The organism is Brevundimonas sp. (genome assembly GCF_035627475.1).
Lineage (GTDB): Bacteria > Pseudomonadota > Alphaproteobacteria > Caulobacterales > Caulobacteraceae > Brevundimonas.
Window position 1 is genome coordinate 38,535 of sequence record NZ_DASPLR010000002.1, and the last position, 18,126, is coordinate 56,660.

At 69.8% G+C, this 18,126-nt stretch carries 18 protein-coding genes; 11 read left to right on the forward strand and 7 right to left on the reverse strand.

Translation table 11 applies throughout. The annotated features are described in order from the left end of the window. Positions 1 to 2 precede the first annotated feature (2 nt). Positions 3 to 722, reverse strand: coding sequence for a 2,3-diphosphoglycerate-dependent phosphoglycerate mutase (gene gpmA / locus VEA62_RS00650; protein WP_324817064.1), 720 nt, complete (start codon positions 720 to 722; stop codon positions 3 to 5). A 161-nt stretch (positions 723 to 883) separates the two neighbouring features. Here gpmA and VEA62_RS00655 point away from each other — a divergent pair, with 161 nt between their 5' ends. Continuing rightward, positions 884 to 2,383 carry a phosphomannomutase/phosphoglucomutase gene (locus VEA62_RS00655; RefSeq protein ID WP_324817066.1) on the forward strand — a complete coding sequence of 500 codons (1,500 nt, stop codon included), beginning with the start codon at positions 884 to 886 and terminating at the stop codon, positions 2,381 to 2,383. 52 nt (positions 2,384 to 2,435) lie between these two features. Beyond that, positions 2,436 to 2,993, forward strand: a complete 558-nt coding sequence (locus VEA62_RS00660; protein ID WP_324817069.1) for a hypothetical protein — start codon at positions 2,436 to 2,438, stop codon at positions 2,991 to 2,993. A 281-nt stretch (positions 2,994 to 3,274) separates the two neighbouring features. Here the strand turns inward: VEA62_RS00660 and VEA62_RS00665 are convergent, their stop codons facing one another. Beyond that, positions 3,275 to 4,324 (reverse strand): YeiH family protein, encoded by a 1,050-nt coding sequence (locus VEA62_RS00665; protein ID WP_324817072.1) that lies wholly within the window; start codon positions 4,322 to 4,324, stop codon positions 3,275 to 3,277. A gap of 263 nt (positions 4,325 to 4,587) precedes the next feature. On the opposite strand from VEA62_RS00665, the gene VEA62_RS00670 reads away from it, so the two are divergent. Beyond that, positions 4,588 to 5,598 carry a sensor histidine kinase gene (locus VEA62_RS00670; protein WP_324817074.1) on the forward strand — a complete coding sequence of 337 codons (1,011 nt, stop codon included), beginning with the start codon at positions 4,588 to 4,590 and terminating at the stop codon, positions 5,596 to 5,598. On the opposite strand, the gene glmM is transcribed toward VEA62_RS00670, so the two are convergent. Then, the gene (gene glmM / locus VEA62_RS00675; RefSeq protein ID WP_324817077.1) at positions 5,595 to 6,944 is read right to left on the reverse strand and encodes a phosphoglucosamine mutase; all 1,350 of its coding nucleotides are present in this window, start codon (positions 6,942 to 6,944) and stop codon (positions 5,595 to 5,597) included. The two genes, VEA62_RS00670 and glmM, sit on opposite strands and share 4 nt — an antisense overlap. A gap of 165 nt (positions 6,945 to 7,109) precedes the next feature. Here glmM and glmS point away from each other — a divergent pair, with 165 nt between their 5' ends. Continuing rightward, a complete protein-coding gene (gene glmS, locus VEA62_RS00680) occupies positions 7,110 to 8,924 on the forward strand; it encodes a glutamine--fructose-6-phosphate transaminase (isomerizing) (protein WP_324817079.1) in 1,815 nt (604 codons plus the stop codon). 28 nt (positions 8,925 to 8,952) lie between these two features. Here glmS and VEA62_RS00685 read toward each other — a convergent pair whose 3' ends face one another. Next, positions 8,953 to 9,441 carry a hypothetical protein gene (locus VEA62_RS00685; RefSeq protein WP_324817081.1) on the reverse strand — a complete coding sequence of 163 codons (489 nt, stop codon included), beginning with the start codon at positions 9,439 to 9,441 and terminating at the stop codon, positions 8,953 to 8,955. A gap of 155 nt (positions 9,442 to 9,596) precedes the next feature. Here VEA62_RS00685 and galU point away from each other — a divergent pair, with 155 nt between their 5' ends. After that, the gene (gene galU / locus VEA62_RS00690) at positions 9,597 to 10,475 is read left to right on the forward strand and encodes a UTP--glucose-1-phosphate uridylyltransferase GalU (RefSeq protein ID WP_324817083.1); all 879 of its coding nucleotides are present in this window, start codon (positions 9,597 to 9,599) and stop codon (positions 10,473 to 10,475) included. A 56-nt stretch (positions 10,476 to 10,531) separates the two neighbouring features. Here the strand turns inward: galU and VEA62_RS00695 are convergent, their stop codons facing one another. Beyond that, complete coding sequence (locus VEA62_RS00695; protein WP_324817086.1) at positions 10,532 to 10,756, reverse strand: hypothetical protein; 225 nt, start codon at positions 10,754 to 10,756, stop codon at positions 10,532 to 10,534. Between the two features lie 19 nt (positions 10,757 to 10,775). After that, positions 10,776 to 11,534: an alpha/beta hydrolase gene (locus tag VEA62_RS00700; protein ID WP_324817089.1), complete on the reverse strand. Its 759-nt coding sequence runs from the start codon at positions 11,532 to 11,534 to the stop codon at positions 10,776 to 10,778. A gap of 70 nt (positions 11,535 to 11,604) precedes the next feature. On the opposite strand from VEA62_RS00700, the gene VEA62_RS00705 reads away from it, so the two are divergent. The 6 genes from VEA62_RS00705 (at position 11,605) to rplT (ending at position 17,418) form a co-directional block, all read left to right on the forward strand. Then, positions 11,605 to 12,564, forward strand: a complete 960-nt coding sequence (locus VEA62_RS00705; RefSeq protein WP_324817092.1) for a glycosyltransferase family 9 protein — start codon at positions 11,605 to 11,607, stop codon at positions 12,562 to 12,564. Between the two features lie 114 nt (positions 12,565 to 12,678). Beyond that, positions 12,679 to 13,200, forward strand: a complete 522-nt coding sequence (infC, locus tag VEA62_RS00710; RefSeq protein ID WP_324795859.1) for a translation initiation factor IF-3 — start codon at positions 12,679 to 12,681, stop codon at positions 13,198 to 13,200. A gap of 134 nt (positions 13,201 to 13,334) precedes the next feature. Beyond that, positions 13,335 to 14,564, forward strand: coding sequence for an MFS transporter (locus VEA62_RS00715; protein ID WP_324817094.1), 1,230 nt, complete (start codon positions 13,335 to 13,337; stop codon positions 14,562 to 14,564). A gap of 158 nt (positions 14,565 to 14,722) precedes the next feature. Beyond that, positions 14,723 to 16,630, forward strand: a complete 1,908-nt coding sequence (locus VEA62_RS00720; protein ID WP_324817097.1) for an alpha/beta hydrolase family protein — start codon at positions 14,723 to 14,725, stop codon at positions 16,628 to 16,630. 161 nt (positions 16,631 to 16,791) lie between these two features. Then, complete coding sequence (gene rpmI, locus VEA62_RS00725; protein ID WP_003166435.1) at positions 16,792 to 16,989, forward strand: 50S ribosomal protein L35; 198 nt, start codon at positions 16,792 to 16,794, stop codon at positions 16,987 to 16,989. 54 nt (positions 16,990 to 17,043) lie between these two features. Continuing rightward, entirely contained in the window at positions 17,044 to 17,418 is a 375-nt protein-coding gene (gene rplT / locus VEA62_RS00730) for a 50S ribosomal protein L20 (protein WP_324817100.1), read from the forward strand. 261 nt (positions 17,419 to 17,679) lie between these two features. On the opposite strand, the gene VEA62_RS00735 is transcribed toward rplT, so the two are convergent. Beyond that, positions 17,680 to 18,126: hypothetical protein (locus VEA62_RS00735; protein ID WP_324817103.1), on the reverse strand; the 447-nt coding region annotated here is incomplete at its 5' end.

Consider the following 18,126-nt stretch of genomic DNA (forward strand, 5'->3'; position numbering starts at 1 on the left):
GTTCAGGCTCCCGGCAGGGGCGGCAGGTCGGTCGCCCGGGACTCGTCGAGATAGCGCGCGGCGACGGGTTTCAGTTCGGCGTCGAGGTCGATCTCCAGCGGGTTGCCGGTGGGGATCTCGACGCCGACGATGCGGTCGTCCGGCACGGCGAACAGGTGTTTGACGATGGCGCGCAGCGAGTTGCCGTGGGCGGCGATCAGCACGTCCTCGCCGGCGCGAAGGCGCGGGGCGATGGCCTCGTTCCAGTAGGGCAGGACGCGGTCCAGGGTGGTCTTGAGGCTTTCCGTGTCCGGGATGGCCTGACCGGCGTAGCGGGCGTCCGAGGCGAAGTCGAACTCGCCGCCGGGCGCCAGCGGCGGGGGCGGGACGTCGTAGCTGCGGCGCCAGATCTTCACCTGGTCCTCGCCGTGTTTCGCCGCGGTCTCGGCCTTGTCGAGGCCGGTGAGGCCGCCGTAGTGGCGCTCGTTCAGGCGCCAGTCCTCGACCACCGGCACGTCCTTCAGCCCGGCGGAGTCGAGGGCCAGGGCGCCGGTGCGTCTGGCCCGTTTGAGGACCGAGGTGAACATCACGGCGGGAGTGAAGCCGGCCTGCGCGATCAGCTCGCCGCCGCGGCGCGCCTGGGCCTCGCCCTCGGCGGTCAGGTCGACGTCGACCCAGCCGGTGAAGCGGTTCTCGAGGTTCCACTGGCTCTGGCCGTGGCGCAGCAGGATCAGGCGGGGCATTCAGGTCTCCGTTGAGGTCGGACCGGGGTAGGCCCGCCCCGGGAACCGGTCAAGGTTGGCCCGGTTTCACGCCAACGCCGCACCCATAGCGGCGTTCCAGCGTTGTTGTGACCCTCCGGCGGCCTGTCTATACCGGGCCGCGCCCAGCTCCAGGACCCATCATGATCAAGCCCCGCCAGGACCTTCGCCCGAACACGGCCGACTACGAGACCGTGCCGCTGGTGAGGCCGACGGGCTTCCGCGAATACGACGCGCGGTGGATCCTCGAGAAGGAGATCAACCTGCTGGGCGTCCAGGCGCTGGGCCTCGGCCTGGCGACCTATGTGCACGAGGTCGGGCAGCGGCCGCGGATCGTGGTCGGGCACGACTACCGCTCCTATTCGCTGGCGGTGAAACAGGCCCTGACCCTGGGGTTGCTGGAGGGCGGGATGGAGGTGGTCGACATCGGCCTTGCCCTGTCGCCGATGGCCTATTTCGCCCAGTTCGAGCTGGACTGCCCCTGCGTGGCCATGGTCACCGCCAGCCACAACGAGAACGGCTGGACCGGGGTCAAGATGGGGGCCCAGCCCCCGCTGACCTTCGGCCCCGACGAGATCGGCCGGCTGAAGGACATCGTGCTGAACGGGGAGGGCGTGAGCCGGGACGGCGGCAGGCTGATCCGGGTCGAGGACTTCCGCGAGCGCTACATCGCCGACATCGTCTCGAAGACGAAACTGACGCGGCCGATCAAGGTGGTCGCGGCCTGCGGCAACGGAACGGCGGGGGCGTTCGCGCCGGAGGCCCTGCGCCGGATGGGGGCCGAGGTGATCGAGATGGATACGGAGCTCGACTACACCTTCCCGAAATACAATCCGAACCCCGAGGACCACGCCATGCTGATGCAGATGGCGCAGAAGGTGCGGGACACCGGGGCGGACCTGGCGCTGGGCTTCGACGGCGACGGCGACCGCTGCGGGGTAGTGGACGACACCGGCGAGGAGATCTTCGCCGACAAGATCGGCCTGATGCTGGGCCGCGACCTGTCGGCCCTGCACCCGAACGCCACCTTCGTCGTCGATGTGAAGTCGACCGGCCTGTACAAGACGGACGAGGTCCTCAAGGCGAACGGGGCCGAGACGGTCTACTGGAAGACCGGGCACAGCTATATCAAGCGCAAGACGGCCGAGCTGGGCGCGCTGGCCGGGTTCGAGAAGTCGGGCCACTTCTTCTTCAACGCCCCGCTGGGCCACGGCTATGACGACGGCATCGTCGCGGCGGGGGCGGTGCTGGCGATGCTGGACCGCAATCCGGGCAAGACGCTCAGCGAACTGAAGGCGGCCCTGCCGGACGCCTGGACCAGCCTGACCATGTCGCCGCACTGTGACGACGAGCTGAAGTACGAGGTGCTTGAGCGGATCGTCGCCGAGTATCAGGCGCTGGCCGACAGCGGCGGCGAAATCCTCGGCCGCAAGATCGTCGAGGCGATCACCGTCAACGGGGTGCGGGTGCATCTGGAGGACGGCAGCTGGGTGCTGGTGCGGGCCTCGTCCAACAAGCCGGAGCTGGTCGTGGTGGTCGAGAGCATGCGGTCGGAGGACGACATGCGCGCCCTGTTCCGCGACGAGGTGAAGCCGCGGCTGGCGAAATACGGCGAGATCGGCGCCTACAACCAGGAGATTTGACACCTCCCGGGTCCGGCACCAACGTCAGCGGGAGCGAAACGGGGAAACGCGAATGTCCGTCCTGATCATGCTGGCTGCCTTGACGATCGGGGGCCAGGCGGCCGAACCGGCGGCGGCGTGCGAGGTCACCGGGGAACAGCGGGCCGCCAACCGGATGCTGTCCTTCATGGATTTCGATCAGCGCGGCGTGACGCCGCAGACGGCGCGCAAGCTCGGCGAACGGAAATGCTATGCGGAGGCGGCCGCCGCCTCAGAGGACTATCTGCTGTTCGGTCCGGATCTCACCCGGCGGGAGGCCGATGTCGTGAGCTGGCATCTGGCCCAGTATCTGGCGTCCGCCGGACGGGAGACCGAGGCGGCGCGGGTCATGGCCACCACGCGGCGGGAACCGGAAGAGACGCCGGACGGGTTCGACTGGAACACCTATCTGATCGGCAGCTACGCCTTTCTGGTCCGTGACCGGGCGATGCTGGACGAGGCGGTCGAGCGGCTGAACGCGCAAGGCGGGCAGCGCAACATCATGAACGGCCGGGTGCTGCGGCGTCTGCAGAAATGCTTCGGCCGTTCGTATCTCGAGGCCTACGAAGGTGACGCCTGCGCCGTGGACTGACCGGTCGGGCGGCAGGGTGGGCGAAAAAGCGCGAAGCCCTGCCATTCCGACACTCCGGTGAACTTTGACATCGGACGGTCGGGCGCCCTTGGAGGCGGATAGGACCGGTTCCTGAAGCGGAAGCGGCGGCGGTTGACTGTCAAAGACCGTCCCCGTGGGGATCAGGACATTCAAGCACGGGGATACGTCAGACGCGGACGTGCGCCCAACCGGCGGTGACCGGGATGACAGGGTCTGGCCGGGTTGGCAGGGTCGCGGATGGCCGGGTCCGGCCGGCGATCTCAGACCAGGGCCAGCAGGTAGATCAGGCCGAGGGCGAGGCCGACGATGGTCAGCAGCGACAGGGTGACGACGGCGGCGATGCGGGCCCCGGAACGGGCCACGGCGCGGGCGTCGGTGCTGAGGCCGAGGGCGGCCATGGCGATCACGGTCAGGGCGGTGGTCAGCCAGTCGATGGCGGGCAGGACGGCGGCGGGGATCAGATCGAGGGAGCGGGCGCCCATCATCAGCAGGAAGCCGACGATGAACCACGGCAGCAGGTGGCGCAGAGGGATGCGCGGAGCCGGCGCGCCCGCTGCGGCCCCGGGCGCCGACCGGCGGCGGAGGGCCACCGCCAGGGCCAGCGCCAGGCAGACGGGGCCGAGCATCAGCACCCGGACCAGCTTGATCAGGGTTCCGGCCTGGGTGGCGACGGCGCCGACCGGCATGGTGGCGGCCAGCACCTGGGGCACGGCGTAGACGGTCAGGCCGGCCAGCACCCCGTACCGCACGCCGTTCATCTCCAGGGCGGCGCCAAGCAGCGGCAGGGCGAGGACGGCGACGACCCCGAGAACGGCGGTGAAGGCGATGGCGGCGGAGACGTCGCGGGCGTCGGCGTCGATGACCGGGGCGACCGCGGCGATGGCGGAGTTGCCGCAGATGGCGTTGCCGCAGGCGATCAGGACCGCCATGCGCCGCGGCAGGCGCAGCAGCCGGCCGAGGCCGTAACTGACGGCGATGGCGAGGGCGACGATCACGGCCGTGCCCGCCAGCAGGCCGGGACCGATGGCCATCACGGTCGCGGCGCTGACCGAGGCGCCGAGCAGGACGACGGCGATCTCCAGCAGGGTCCGGGCGCTGAACTCGACCCCGGGACGCAGGGTGGCGGGCGGCGTCCACACCGAACGGACGGCGGCCCCGATCAGGATGGCCAGCACGATGGCGTCGATCCATCCGCGCCCGAACAGCCGCAGCTCCAGCGCCTGGATGGCGAGGGCCGCGAGGGTGACGGCTCCGCAGAGGGCGACGCCGGGGATCAGGGACAGAACGGGCGCGCCGCGGGCGGGAATCATCGGGAGAGACTGCGCTGGTCGGGGGTCGCTTTCCACCCGTCATGCTCGGGCTTGCCCCGAGGATCGGAGGAAAGAGGCGGGCTGTGCGCCGGGTGCGGCCCCGCGACAGTCCCCCCTGCGTTCTTCCGCGGAGCACCGGACGGTTCTGATCTCGGGTCGAGCCGGAGGATGACGGCGGGCGTGGTTACGGACGCCACGCGATCCAGGCGGTATCCGTGGCCGACCTTGGGGGCACGGAAACGGCTCAGCCGCGTTGACCCTGGATGTCCAGCGTGCCCGCCGCCTTCGCCTCCCGGATCATCGAAAACATGCGGGGCTACGCCATCGTGGCCCTGGCGGAGGACGGAACCGTCACCGGGTGGCTGGCGGACGCCGAGGCCCTGACCGGCTATTCCCGCGACGAGGCCGTGGGTATGAACATCGGGGCCATCTTCACCGAGGCGGACCGGGCGGCGGGCGCCCACCTGACGGAGATCCGCAGGGCGCTCGACGAGGGGCGTTTCGAGGATTCCCGCTGGCACCTGCGCAAGAATGGCGAACGCTTCTGGGCCAATGGCCTGACGCTGCCGCTGCTGGACGGCGACGCCGTCGCCATGAAGGTATTCCGCGACGAAACCCCGCTGAAGCGCGCGGACGACCAGCGCATCCTGCTGCTCAACGAGCTGAATCACCGGGTGAAGAACTCGCTGGCCACCGTCCAGTCGGTGGTCGACCAGACGCTGAGGTCGGCGGGCGTGGACGCCAGGGTCCGGAATGACCTCACCGCGCGGATCATGGCCCTGTCGAGCGCCCACAATGTGCTGGTCGACCAGAATTGGGCGGGGGCCGAGCTCGAGGCCATCGTCCGGGATGTGACCCGGGCCTTCGACGGTCCGCAGTCGCGGCTGCGGCTGGAGGGGCCGCTGGTGCAGCTGCATCCCTCACAGGCGGTGACCCTGTCCCTGGTGCTGCACGAGCTGGTCACCAATGCGGCCAAGTACGGGGCCCTGTCCGTCCCGCAAGGCAATGTCGAAATCAATTGGAACCTGTCCCACGATTCAGAGGGGCACCGTTTCCTGACCTTGCTGTGGCGCGAGCGGGACGGTCCTCCGGTCACGCCGCCCACGCGGGCCGGGTTCGGCACCCGGCTGCTGGCCAGCGCGCTGAGCCATCAGCAGGGCGGCGCGCGCGTCCGCTACGATCCGGAAGGCGTGTGCGCGGTGCTGTCCTTCCGCCTGGTGGAGAGGGCGCCGGCCGTGGAGATGACCGGGGAGGGCGTATCGGCTCCGGCCTAACCCGCCGCCTTCACCGCCGCGGCCACCTCGGCGACCACCGCCTTGACCAGTTTCGCGTCGTCGCCCTCGGCCATGACGCGGATCAGCTTCTCGGTGCCGGAGGGGCGGACCAGCAGACGGCCCTGGCCGGCGAGGCGGGCCTCGGCGTCGGCGATGGCGGCCTTGACCGAGGCGGTCTCGAGCGGCTTGCCGGCGGTGAAGCGGACATTCTCCAGCTTCTGCGGCACCGGCTCGAACTGGCGGGCCAGCTCGCTCATCGGCTTGCCGCTTTCGGCGAGGATGGCGAGCACCTGCAGCGCCGACATCAGGCCGTCGCCGGTGGTGGCGTGGTCGTGCAGGATGATGTGGCCGGATTGTTCGCCGCCGAGGTTGAAGCCGCCCTCGCGCATCCGCTCCATGACGTAGCGGTCGCCGACCTTCGTCCGCTCCAGCGTCAGGCCCTCGGCCTGCAGGCGGCGTTCGAGGCCGAGATTGGACATGACGGTGGCGACGAGGCCGCCGCCCTTGAGCTGGCCGCGCTTCGCCCAGTCGAGGGCGATCATGGCCATGATCTGGTCGCCGTCGACGACGCGGCCGTTCTCGTCGCAGATGATGACACGGTCGGCGTCGCCGTCCAGCGCAATGCCGATGTCGGCCCGGTAGGTGCGCACCGCCTCGGCGATGGCGTGGGGGTGGGTCGAGCCGCAGTCGGCGTTGATGTTGAGGCCGTTCGGCTCCACGCCCACGGCGCAGACCTCGGCGCCGAGTTCATAGAGGGTGGTCGGGGCCACCTTGTAGCCGGCCCCGTTGGCGCAATCGACGGCGATGCGCAGGCCCTGCAGGCTGAGGCCCTTGGGGAAGCTGGCCTTGGCGATCTCGACGTAGCGGGCCTGGGAGTCGTCGATGCGCTTGACCCGGCCAAGGCGGTCGGCGGCGGCGAGGCCGGAGCCCAGCGCCTCGTCCATCATCGACTCGATCTTCAGCTCGACGGCGTCGGACAGCTTGTAGCCGTCGGGGCCGAACAGCTTGATGCCGTTGTCGAGGTAGGCGTTGTGCGAGGCCGAGATCATCACCCCGATGTCGGCCCGCATCGAGCGTGTCATCATGGCCACGCCGGGCGTGGGCAGGGGGCCGAAGGTGCGCACGTCCATGCCGGCGGCCGAGAAGCCGGCGACCAGGGCGGGCTCGATCATATAGCCGGAGAGGCGGGTGTCCTTGCCGATGACGACGAGGTGGCGGCGGTCGTCCGAGGACATGAACATCCGCCCCGCGGCGAGGCCGACGCGAAGGGCGACCTCGGGCGTCATCGGGTGGGTATTGGCGCGGCCCCGGATGCCGTCGGTGCCGAAATAGCGTCTCTCAGCCAAGTGTCGTCTTCCTGTGGGCGCGGATCGCAGAAATCTTGCGAAACCGCTTTTTAGGTGCAAACCGGGACCGCTGTCGCCTACATCGGCGCCAACAGTCAGGGTCGGCTTAGACCCTCATGCGTCCGCGCGCAAAGCGCCGGATTTCAGATTTCCGAGGGTCTTTTCATGTGCGGCATCATCGGCGTGACCGGTACGGGCCCGGCGGTTCCCCGCCTGATCGACAGCCTGAAGCGGCTGGAATACCGCGGCTATGACTCGGCCGGCGTGGCCGCGCTGGTCGACGGCCGGATCGAACGGCGCCGGGCCAAGGGCAAGATCCGCGAGCTGGAGGCGGTGCTGGCGGCGGAGCCGCTGAACGCTACGGTCGGCATCGGCCACACCCGCTGGGCCACCCACGGCGCGCCGACGACGGAGAACGCGCATCCACACAAGTCGGGCCGGGTGACGCTGGTCCACAACGGCATCATCGAGAATTTCGCCGAGCTGAAGGCCGAGCTGAGCGCCGAGGGCCATGTCTTCGAAAGCCAGACGGACACCGAGGTGGTGGCCCACCTGCTGGACCGCGAGCTGGGCAAGGCCAACGACCCGCTGGTGGCGTTCAAGAGCGTGCTGGACCGGCTGACCGGGGCCTATGCGCTGGCGGTGCTGGTCGAGGGCGAGGAGGGGCTGATCATGGGCGCCCGCCGCGGCAGCCCGCTGGTGGTCGGCTGGGGCGAGGGGGAGATGTACCTCGGCTCCGACGCCCTGGCGGTCGGACCGTTCACGCAGAAGATCTCGTATCTGGAAGAGGGCGACTACGTCGGCATCGACCGCTCGGGGGCGCGCATGTTCGACGTGGCCGGAAATCCCGTCGACCGCCCGGTGGTGCAGGTCTCGGCCTCCTCGGCCCTGGTCGAGAAGGGCGAGTACCGGCACTTCATGGAGAAGGAGATCCACGAGCAGCCGGACAGCGTGCAGCACACCCTGTCGGAATATCTCGACTTCGTGAACGGCAAGGCCAAGACCGGCGGGACGGACTTCACCGCCGTCGACCGCATCCAGATCGTGGCCTGCGGCACCGCCTTCTACGCCGGCCAGATCGGGCGCTATGCTTTCGAGAAGCTGGCCGGCCTGCCGTGCGACGTCGAGATCGCCTCGGAGTTCCGTTACCGCCAGCCGGCGCTGACGCCGGGCACGCTGGCGGTGGCGGTCAGCCAGTCGGGCGAGACGGCCGACACCCTGGCCAGCCTGTCGTGGTGCAAGGCGAACGGGCTGAGGACGGCGGCCCTGGTCAATGTGCATTCCTCGTCGATGGCGCGGGAGGCGGAGACGCTGTGGCCCACCCATGCCGGGCCCGAGATCGGCGTGGCCTCGACCAAGGCCTTCACCGCCCAGGTGGCGGCCCTGCTGGCGCTGGCGGTGTCGGCGGGAGTGCAGCGCGGCAGGATCGACGCGGCGAAGGAGGCCGAACTGGTCAAGGCCCTGTTCGAGGCGCCGCGCCTGATCGCCGAGGCCATGCTGATGGAGGACGCGCTGAAGGCGGTGGCGCACGATGTGGCCAAGGCCACGGACGTGCTGTTCCTCGGCCGCGGGGCGATGTTCCCGCTGGCCATGGAGGGGGCGCTGAAGCTGAAGGAGATCAGCTATATCCACGCCGAGGGCTATGCCGCCGGCGAGCTGAAGCACGGGCCCATCGCCCTGGTCGACGAGCTGACCCCGATCGTGGCCCTGGCCCCGATGGACGAGGTGTTCGAGAAGACCGCCTCCAACCTGCAGGAGGTGGCGGCGCGCGGCGGGCCGGTGATCATGATCGCCCCGAAGTCGGCCCCCGATCCGCACGGCGCCGGCATCCGCCGGGTCGACGCGCCCGAGTGCCACTCGCTGATCGCGCCGCTGGTCTACGCCGTGCCGGTGCAGCTGCTGGCCTACTATGTGGCGGTGCAGAAGGGCACGGACGTCGACCAGCCGCGCAATCTGGCCAAGTCCGTCACGGTCGAGTGACGGACCCGGCCAGGATCGGCAACCGGCTCTAGTTGCGGTCGCGCGGGTCGCGGGGGCCCTGGGTGGCGTAGCCGCCGGAGACCGGGACGGCCGTGCCGGGAGGCACCGGGCCGCCGGGGCGCGGCGAGGCGCTGTCGTTGACCGGGCCCGTCGTCGCCGAGGAGGCGCTGCCGGTGGCCCCGCTGGCCGAGCCGCCGCTGGTCGGGCCGCCGGTCATCGAGCCGCCGGTCATCGAGCCGCCGCTCGTCGAGCCGCCGCTCGTCGATCCCCCGCCGCCGCCCGTGGTGGCGCGCGAGCCGCCGGAGGTTCCGCCCGCGGCGGCCGCCGAGCCGCCGCCGCTTTCGGCGCCGGCCATCGCACCGTCGGCGGACATGGCGCCGCCGGCGGCGTCGGTGGTGGCGCTGGTTTCTGCGCCTGCGTCGGCAGCGGAGTCCGCGGCCTCGTCGGTCCGGTTGCAGGCGGCGAGCGCCAGCAGGGCCGAGCCGGCCACGGCGGTGATCAGGATGGAGCGTTTCATGGCTGGTTTCCCTTGTTCAACCTTCCGTGAGAGCGCGCCTTCGCCACTTCGGTTCCGCCGACCGGCGTTCGCGGGAGGGGCCCTCGTCGGAGGGTTTGGCCCGCCGCGCGGCGCCCGCTATGAACCAATGGCGACCGTCGTCGTTTGAGAGCGCCATGACCTCCACTACCCGCCGCCTTCGCAAGGCTGTCCTGCCCGTCGCCGGCCTCGGCACCCGCGTGCTGCCCGGCACCAAGACCACGCCGAAGGAGCTGCTGAACGTCGTCGACCGGCCGATCCTGAGCTACATCGTGGAGGAGGCGCGCGAGGCGGGGATCGAGCATATCGTCTTCGTCACCGGCCGTTCGAAGGGCGCGATCGAGGACTATTTCGATCACCAGATCGAACTCGAGGCCCAGCTGCTGGCCAAGGGCAAGACCGACATCCTCGACATGATGAACGCCGAGCTGGCCAGCGCCGGCGAGATGAGCTTCACGCGCCAGATGCAGCCGCTGGGCCTCGGCCATGCGGTATGGTGCGCGCGCGACATCGTCGGCGACGAGCCGTTCGCCGTGCTGCTGCCGGACGTGATCGTGGACGCGGCGCCGGGAGCGCTGAAACAGCTGGCGGACGTCTATGCCGAGGTCGGCGGCAACGTCATCGGCGTCGAGGCCGTTCCGGAGAGCGAGACCCACAAATACGGCATCGTCGACCCGGATAACCGCGACGGCCGGCATATCCGCATGAAGGGAATGGTCGAGAAGCCGGCCCGGGGCGAGGCGCCGTCCAACCTGTCGATCTCGGGGCGCTACATCCTGCAGCCGGAGATATTCGGCATCCTCGAACACCAGCCGCGCGGGGCAGGCGGCGAGATCCAGCTGACCGACGGCATGGCCCGGCTGATGAAGGACCAGACCTTCACGGCCGTCGAATACGAGGGCGCCACCTACGACTGCGGCGACAAGATCGGCCTGCTGCGGGCCAATGTCGCCCTGGCGCTGACGCGGCCGGACCTCGGCGAGCAGGCGCGCGCGGCCATCACGGCGCTCCTTTAGACAGGTCCGGCGGGCAGGCGCGCCGGGGGGGCGCGACCGCGGCCCTGCCCTTACCGTCAGCCGCCGGTGCGGCCCGAGGGCTGGCCGGTGATCTTGCAGACGTTGTCCAGCTGCGGACGGCCGCTCTGCTGACCGGTCGGCGACAGGATGCCGCCGCGGGCCTCGCAGTCCGCCGCGAGCCGCTGCAGTTCGGTTCCGTACCGGTCGCCCCCCATGCCGGAGGCGCAGGCCGACAGGGCCAGGGCGAGGGCCGCTGGAGCGGCCAGAAGGATGATACGCATGGCGATCTCCGGGTTGATCTCAGAGCAATATAGAGCTTGAGCGGCGGTTCCGTTCAACGGCTTCGATCAGGCGCTCGAGAGCGGCGGGCGTCGACAGGCGGTGATCGCCGCCCTCGATCAGGTCCAGCCGCACGTCGGCCCCGGCGAGCCGCTCGACCAGGGCGACCTGGCGCCGCCACGGCACCACGTCGTCGTCGCGGCCCTGCAGGATGTGGACGGGGGCGGTCACCGGCAGCGCTTGGCGCAGCAGCAGCCAGTCGCGGGCTTCCTCGAACATCCGGCGGGTCAGGACGTATTCGCCCAAGCCATCCTCGACCACCAGGGTCTCGCCTTCGCGCAGGACGGCCTGGCGCTCGTGATCGGCCAGGCCGGGCCACATCAGGTCCTCGGTGAAGTCCGGGGCCGGATTGACCAGGACCAGACCCGCCAGCCGCTCCGGCCGGGCCAGCGCCAGCAGCAGGGCGACCCAGCCGCCCATCGACGAGCCGACCGGAACGACCGGCCCCTCGAGGCTGTCGATCACGGCGATGGCGTCCTCGCGCCAGCGGCCGATGGTGGCCTTACGCCAGTCGCCCGAGGATTGTCCGTGGGCGAAATGGTCGTAGCGGAGATAGTTCCAGCCCCGCTCGCGGGCCGCGGCGTCGAGGGCCATCGCCTTGGTCCCCTCCATGTCCGAGCGGAAGCCGCCGATCCAGACCACGGTCGGACCAGAGCCCCGGACGCGCCGCAGGGCCAGGGTTTCGCCGTCCGGCCGGGTCAGGCGTTCCAGATCGTCCATGGTCGTCCTCTCGCGCAAATCTTCCGGGACTGATAGCGAACCATCGAAAGCGAAGCGAAGGCCAATCCGCGTGTCCGAACCCAGGGTCCTGTTCGTCACCTCCAACCGCATCGGCGACTGCGTCATCTCCTCCGGGGTGATCCGCGAGATCGGCCGCCAGCTGCCGGGCGCGCGCATCACGGTCGCCTGCGGTCGTCCTCCGGCGCCGCTGTTCCGCTCCGCTCCGGGCGTCGAGCGGGTCATCATCCTCGACAAGAAGAAGTTCGCCGGCCACTGGTTCGACCTGTGGAAGCAGGTCTGGCGCACCCGCTGGGACATGGTCATCGACATCCGCGGCTCGGCGCTGGCGTTCCAGCTCCGGGCGAAGAGCCGCAAGGTCTATCACCGGGGTTGGGAGACCGGCCTGCCCAAGGTCGAGATGGTCTCGCGGATGATGGGGGCGGAGCGGACGCTGGACCCCGAACTGTTCCTCGACGACCGCGCCCGGGGGGAGGCGGCGGCGGTGATCGATCCGCAGCTGGCCACGGCGCCGGGGCCGATCCTGGCCCTCGCGCCGATCGCGCACCAGCCCGGCAAGAGCTGGCCCGCCGACCGCTGGGGCGCGCTTGTGGAACGGCTGAAGGCCGAGCCTCGCTTCGACGGCTGGCGCTTCATGCTGGTGGGCGGGCCGGGGGATCATCCGCCGGCCGCGCCGGCGCTGGCCGCCGCAGGAGGGCGCGGGATCGACTTCGTCGGCAAGGGCGACATCCTCGCGTCGGCCGCCGCCATCGACCGGGCGGCGCTGTTCGTCGGCAACGACTCCGGCCTGATGCACGTGGCCGCCGCCGCCGGGCGGCCGACGCTGGGCCTGTTCGGTCCGACCGAGTGGTGGCTGTACGGTCCATGGGGTCCGAAGACCCGCACCGTGGCGTCCAACGAGACGCGCGGCGAGTTCGCCCCGATCGAGGCGCTGACCGTCGATCACGTGTTCGATGCGGTTCTGGGGCTACACGACGCCTTCATCGGCTCCGGAACGCCGGTCAAACCTTGAAGAGACGGGCATTCGCGGTCATATAGGCCGCTTGAGGGGAGGACCGCGATCCGTCGCGCGCCTCGTCTCGCCGACCTCCGTCCACACAAGGAAACGACGCCCATTCGCCGTCCGATGAACCAGCCGCCCGTCAAGGACGGGCCGCCCATGAACCAAGACATCCGCGCGCCGCGCGTTCTGCTGATCGACCAGAACGGCGAAAAGCAGGGCGTCATGCCCACGTCCGCCGCGCTGGAAGCCGCCGAAGAGGCCGGCATGGACCTGGTTCAGATCGTCTCCACTTCCGAACCGCCGGTGGCGAAGATCCTCGACTACGGCAAATTCCGTTTCCAGGAGCAGAAGAAGAAGGCCGAGGCCCGCAAGCGCCAGAAGGTCGTCGAGCTGAAGGAAATCAAGCTCCGGCCGAACATCGACACGCACGACTATGAGGTGAAGGCCAAGGCCATGCACCGCTTCTTCGACGAGGGCGACAAGGTCAAGGTGACCCTGCGCTTCCGAGGCCGCGAGATGGCTCACCCGGAACTGGGCATGAAGCTGCTCAACAAGGTGCAGGCCGATTTCGACGAGATCGCCAAGGTCGAATACGCGCCGCGCATGGAAGGCCGGCAGATGATCATGATCCTGGCGCCGAAATAGACGCCTGATCGAAATCGCGTTCGAACGCCCCGGCTCCCGCAGCCGGGGCGTTTTTCGTTGGAACGCCGGTCGCCCCTTGCGCGGCTGTGTCGAGTGGCGGACAGATCGCTTCCCCGCTCCTCCCGGACCTCGCCGTGACACCGACGCCTGCCGCTCCCCCGACCTCGCGCTCCGCCCTGGCCGTGCTGTTCGGCGTGGTGTTCATCAATCTGGTCGGCTTCGGCATCGTCATCCCCTTGTTGCCCTTCTACGGCCAGACGCTGGATGCGCCGCCGTGGCAGGTGGCGCTGATGTTCTCGGCCTATTCGCTGGGCCAGTTCGTCGGCGAGCCGTTCTGGGGCCGGCTGTCGGACCGGATCGGCCGCAAGCCGGTGCTGCTGATCACCATCCTCGCCAACGCCGCCGGCTATCTGGCGCTGGCCTTCGTGCCCAACATCTGGCTGGCCATCGCGGTGCGGCTGTTCACCGGTCTGGGCGCCGGCAATATCTCGACCGTGCAGGGCTATGTGGCCGATGTGACGCCGCCGGAGCGCCGGGCCGGACGGATGGGGCTGATCGGCGCCGCCTTCGGTCTCGGCTTCATCTTCGGACCGGGACTGGGCGGTCTGCTGACCCGGCCGAACCTCGGCGCCCTGGGCTACCAGTTGCCGATCTTCGTGGCCGCCGGCCTGTGCCTGCTGGCCGCGCTCGGCGTCGTGGTCCTGCTGAAGGAGAGCCGGGCGAAGGCCGACCCGGCGGCGCCGCGCCCGCCCTTCCTCGGTGGCGTGCACGACGCGGTGGCCAATCCCGTGGTGTCGCGGGTGCTGCTGGTCACCCTGATCTACATGGCCGGCTTCTCGGGCATGGAGTCGACCTTCGGCTTCTGGACCGAGGCCCGCTACGGCTGGGGCGCGCGCGAGGTCGGACTGTGCTTCATGGCGGTCGGGGTCGTCTCGGTCATCTGCCAGGGGTTTCTGGCGGGTCGGCTGGCCCGCCGCTTCGGCGAGGCGCGCGTGCTGGCGGTGGGCTGCCTGATCTTCGGCGCCGGCCTGGCGGGCCAGGTCGCGGCCAGCCGGCTGCTGCCGGAGGCCGAAATGCTCGTGCCCGTGATCATGGCCTTCGGAGCCTTCGGCATGGCCGTCACCATGCCCAATATTTCCGCCCTCATCTCCCGCTCCGTCGATCCGGACCGGCAGGGGGCGATGCTGGGCCTCAACATGGCGGCGAGTTCAAGCGCACGGATCTTCGGCCCCATGGCGGCGGGCGCCATCTTCTCAGGCCTGGGTCACGACTGGCCGTTCCTGATCGGCGCCGTCCTGACCATCCCGGCCGCGGTGATGGCGATCAACGCCGGCCGGGCCTTCAGCCGCCGCCCGACAAGCTGACCGCCGGGCCGGGGTTCCCGCGCTGCTTGCCTGAAGAGCTCCGGGCAGCCTAAGGTCGCTGCGGGATCGGGGGCCGGAGCGGGGGCCATGCGGCTTTACGGCCAGACGCCGCCTGATGCCGGGGGCACTGGACCATGTTGCGCATCTGTCTGGCCGTGATGGCCTCACTCGCCTTGCTGGCCCCGGCCGCCGCCCGCGCGCAGACGCCGCCGATCGAGGCCTATGCGGCCCTGCCGACGATCGCCATGGTCGAGGTGTCCCCTGATGGCTCGACCCTGGCCTATCTGCGCCGCGAGGGGGCTTCGACCAAGGTGGTGGTGCAGACGCGGACCGGGGAACTGCTGGCGGCGGTGGAAACCGGCGCCTTGCGGATCGCGGAGATCGACTGGGCCTCGCCGGACCATGTGGTGGTCGGCTGGCTGACCAACGAACATTTCCCGCTGGGCGGCAACAAGGGCCGCTTCATGATCCTCGACGTGCTGAACGTCCGGACGCAGACCTATGAAAGGGTGCTGAAGCGGGCGGACCACAACGCCTATACCAGCATCTTCGACTGGCGGCCGGGGACCTACCGCGGCGAGCCGACCCTGTTCGTCACGGCTCCGACCTTCGAGGGGGGCGATCTCACCTATGACGTCTACCGCGTGGATCTGGATACCGGCCGGGGTTTCCGCATGCACCGCGGCGACAGCGACACGCGCCGCTATGTGGTGAGCAGCACGGGCGAGGCGTTGGCGCGAACGGCCTACCAGTCCGACTCCGGCTTCTGGCGGCTGTCGACGCGGACGGGGACCGGGTGGCGCGAGATCTACACCGAGACGGCGCTGCTGGACGGGCCTGGCCTGGGCGGCCTCGGCCGGACGCCGGACACCCTGGTCCTGGCCCGCAAGGAGGGTGACCGCGGCTACATCTATTCCGAGATCGCCCTGGCCGACGGTTCGGTCCGCGAGACTTTCGATTTCGCCGCCGAGCCGGACGGATTCTTCCACGACGCCTCGGGCAAGCTGGTCGCCGTCGGCTGGACCGACACCTATCGCCAGTACCGCTTCTTCGAGCCGGCGCTGCAGACGGCCTTCGACACCCTGAGCCAGGTCCTGCCGGGGCGCCAGCTGCAGCTGACCTCGTTCAGTGACGACTACTCGGTCGTGGTCTTCTACGTCGAAGGCTCCGGCGAGTCCGGCGGCTATTATCTGTACGACGCGGCCCGGCAGAGGGTGTCGGTGGTCGGCCGGTCCTATCCCGGGGTGCCGGGAGACGCCATGGCCGAGGTGCGGGCGGTCCGCTACGCCGCCGCCGACGGGCGCCAGCTGATGGGATATCTGACCCTGCCGCCGGGCCGCGAGGTCCGCGACCTGCCCATCGTGGTGATGCCGCATGGAGGTCCGGCCAGCCGGGACTACGCCGGCTACGACTGGATGGCCCAGGCCTTCGCCTCGCGCGGCTATGCGGTGTTCCAGCCCCAGTTCCGTGGCTCGGACGGCTTCGGCCTCGACCTGCTGGAGGCCGGCTACGGCGAATGGGGCCGCAAGATGCAGTCGGACGTGTCGGACGGGCTGCGCTACCTGGTCGAGCAGGATGTGGTCGACGCCGACCGGGCCTGCATCGTCGGCTGGAGCTACGGCGGCTACGCGGCCCTGGCCGGGATGACGCTGGAGGCGGGCGCCTACCGTTGCGGCGTGTCCATCGCCGGGGTGTCGGACCTGCGCGAGATGCTGCGCGAGGAAGAGCGGCAGGGCGCCAACGGCGACCGCAACCCGGCCGTCCGCTACTGGAAGCGGTTCATGGGGGCCAGCGGCCCGGGAGATTCGAGCCTGGACGAACGGTCCCCGGCGCGGATCGCCAGCCGCGCCCAGGGGCCGATCCTGCTCATCCACGGCCGCGACGATCTAACGGTCCCGTTCCGCCAGAGCCAGATGATGCTGGAGGCCCTGGGCGGCGAGAGCGAGCGGGCGCGGCTGATAGCCCTCCCGGGCCAGGATCATTCGGTGCTGGAGAACCAGGCGGAACGCACCCGGCTGCTGCGCGAGACCATCGCCTTCCTGGAGGCGCACAACCCGCCGCGGTAGGAGAAACCTTGCCATCGGGCCGCGCTTCGACTAGAAGCCGCGCCTTCGCGTACCGAACCGCCGGGCTAACAGGCATGCCTGGGCGGTTCATAATCAGGGTCTGCCTCCCCCATGGGCTCAAGTAGCCGATAGGCGGTAGCCCACTCAAAAAGAGAGTGAAAATGCCGAAACTGAAGACGAAGTCGGGCGCCAAGAAGCGCTTCAAATTCACGGCGACTGGCAAGGTGAAGGCCGGCGTGGCGGGCAAGCGGCACCGCTTGATCAGCCACAACAGCAAATACATCCGCCAGAACCGCGGCACCTCGGTCATGGCCGACGCCGACGCCAAGAAGATCAAATCCTACATGCCGTACGCCTGATCGGCGCGCGCTGTTCGACTGATCTCATCGCACTGAATTTGAAAGGATAGCGACATGGCTCGCGTCACCCGGGGCGTTACGTCCCATGCCAAGCACAAGAAGGTCCTGAAGCAGGCCAAGGGCTTCTACGGCCGCCGCAAGAACACCATCCGTACGGCCAAGGCCGCGGTCGACAAGGCGGGCCAGTACGCCTACCGCGACCGCCGCAACAAGAAGCGCGCCTTCCGCGCCCTGTGGATCCAGCGCATCAACGCCGCGGCTCGCGCCGAGGGCTTCACCTACTCGCAGTTCATCCACGGGCTGTCGCTCGCGGGCATCGACATGGACCGCAAGATCCTGGCCGACATGGCCGGCAACGACGAAGCCGGCTTCAAGGCCGTCGCCGCCGCTGTCCGCACCGCCGTCGAGAAGGCCCAGAAGGCCGCCTGATTCCGGTTGCCGGGTGATCGATACGAAACGCCCCCGAGGGAGACCTCGGGGGCGTTTTTCGTTCGAAGCGAAGGTTGGCCTTCCCTTGGGAGGGCCCCCGGGGCACGTCGCGGACCCCGGGAGAGGATTCAGGGGCGTGCGCGACGCCAGCGCCCTTCACCAGACCCTCTCGCGCTCCCAAGGGAGAGGGGGGAACAGCGGCAGGTCCTGAACACACCGGTCCCTGATCGTCTTGGTGGAATGGTGCGCCGGCGGCCCCCCCTACCGCAGCGCTCCCGCCACGTCCCGCTCCTCGCCCGCATGCAGCGGCTCGATCGCCAGGGACGGCTTGAAGGCCAGGACGGCGTAGGCGGTCAGCACCACCAGCGGCATGGCGGGGGTCGCGCCGTCCAGCGGCCAGGGCAGGCGCTGGTCGAGCAGCGGCGCCAGCAGCAGCGGGTCGGCCAGGGGGGTGAGCAGGATCGCCGCCATGAAGGGCGCAGGCGGCAGGCCGGCGTCGCGGCTGCGCTTGATGATCAGCGCCGAGAGACACAGGCCGGCGAGCGCCACCAGGGTCCCGCCGCCGAGGCCGAGCATCAGGCCGAACGCGTCCGAACCGGGCTCGATGCCGTTGCTCGTGGCGATGGCGGCCAGCAGGACGACGCCGAGCCAGGTCGCCAGGGCCATGAGGAAGCAGAAGCCGAGGCTGGCGCGAATGAAGGAGCGGCG

Coding starts and splice junctions, on each gene's coding strand:
- gpmA (WP_324817064.1), bottom strand. CDS start 722: ATGCCCCGCCTGATCCTGCTGCGCCACGGCCAGAGCCAGTGGAACCTC.
- VEA62_RS00655 (WP_324817066.1), top strand. CDS start 884: ATGATCAAGCCCCGCCAGGACCTTCGCCCGAACACGGCCGACTACGAG.
- VEA62_RS00660 (WP_324817069.1), top strand. CDS start 2,436: ATGTCCGTCCTGATCATGCTGGCTGCCTTGACGATCGGGGGCCAGGCG.
- VEA62_RS00665 (WP_324817072.1), bottom strand. CDS start 4,324: ATGATTCCCGCCCGCGGCGCGCCCGTTCTGTCCCTGATCCCCGGCGTC.
- VEA62_RS00670 (WP_324817074.1), top strand. CDS start 4,588: ATGTCCAGCGTGCCCGCCGCCTTCGCCTCCCGGATCATCGAAAACATG.
- glmS (WP_324817079.1), top strand. CDS start 7,110: ATGTGCGGCATCATCGGCGTGACCGGTACGGGCCCGGCGGTTCCCCGC.
- VEA62_RS00685 (WP_324817081.1), bottom strand. CDS start 9,441: ATGAAACGCTCCATCCTGATCACCGCCGTGGCCGGCTCGGCCCTGCTG.
- galU (WP_324817083.1), top strand. CDS start 9,597: ATGACCTCCACTACCCGCCGCCTTCGCAAGGCTGTCCTGCCCGTCGCC.
- VEA62_RS00695 (WP_324817086.1), bottom strand. CDS start 10,756: ATGCGTATCATCCTTCTGGCCGCTCCAGCGGCCCTCGCCCTGGCCCTG.
- VEA62_RS00700 (WP_324817089.1), bottom strand. CDS start 11,534: ATGGACGATCTGGAACGCCTGACCCGGCCGGACGGCGAAACCCTGGCC.
- infC (WP_324795859.1), top strand. CDS start 12,679: ATGAACCAGCCGCCCGTCAAGGACGGGCCGCCCATGAACCAAGACATC.
- VEA62_RS00720 (WP_324817097.1), top strand. CDS start 14,723: ATGGCCTCACTCGCCTTGCTGGCCCCGGCCGCCGCCCGCGCGCAGACG.
- rpmI (WP_003166435.1), top strand. CDS start 16,792: ATGCCGAAACTGAAGACGAAGTCGGGCGCCAAGAAGCGCTTCAAATTC.
- rplT (WP_324817100.1), top strand. CDS start 17,044: ATGGCTCGCGTCACCCGGGGCGTTACGTCCCATGCCAAGCACAAGAAG.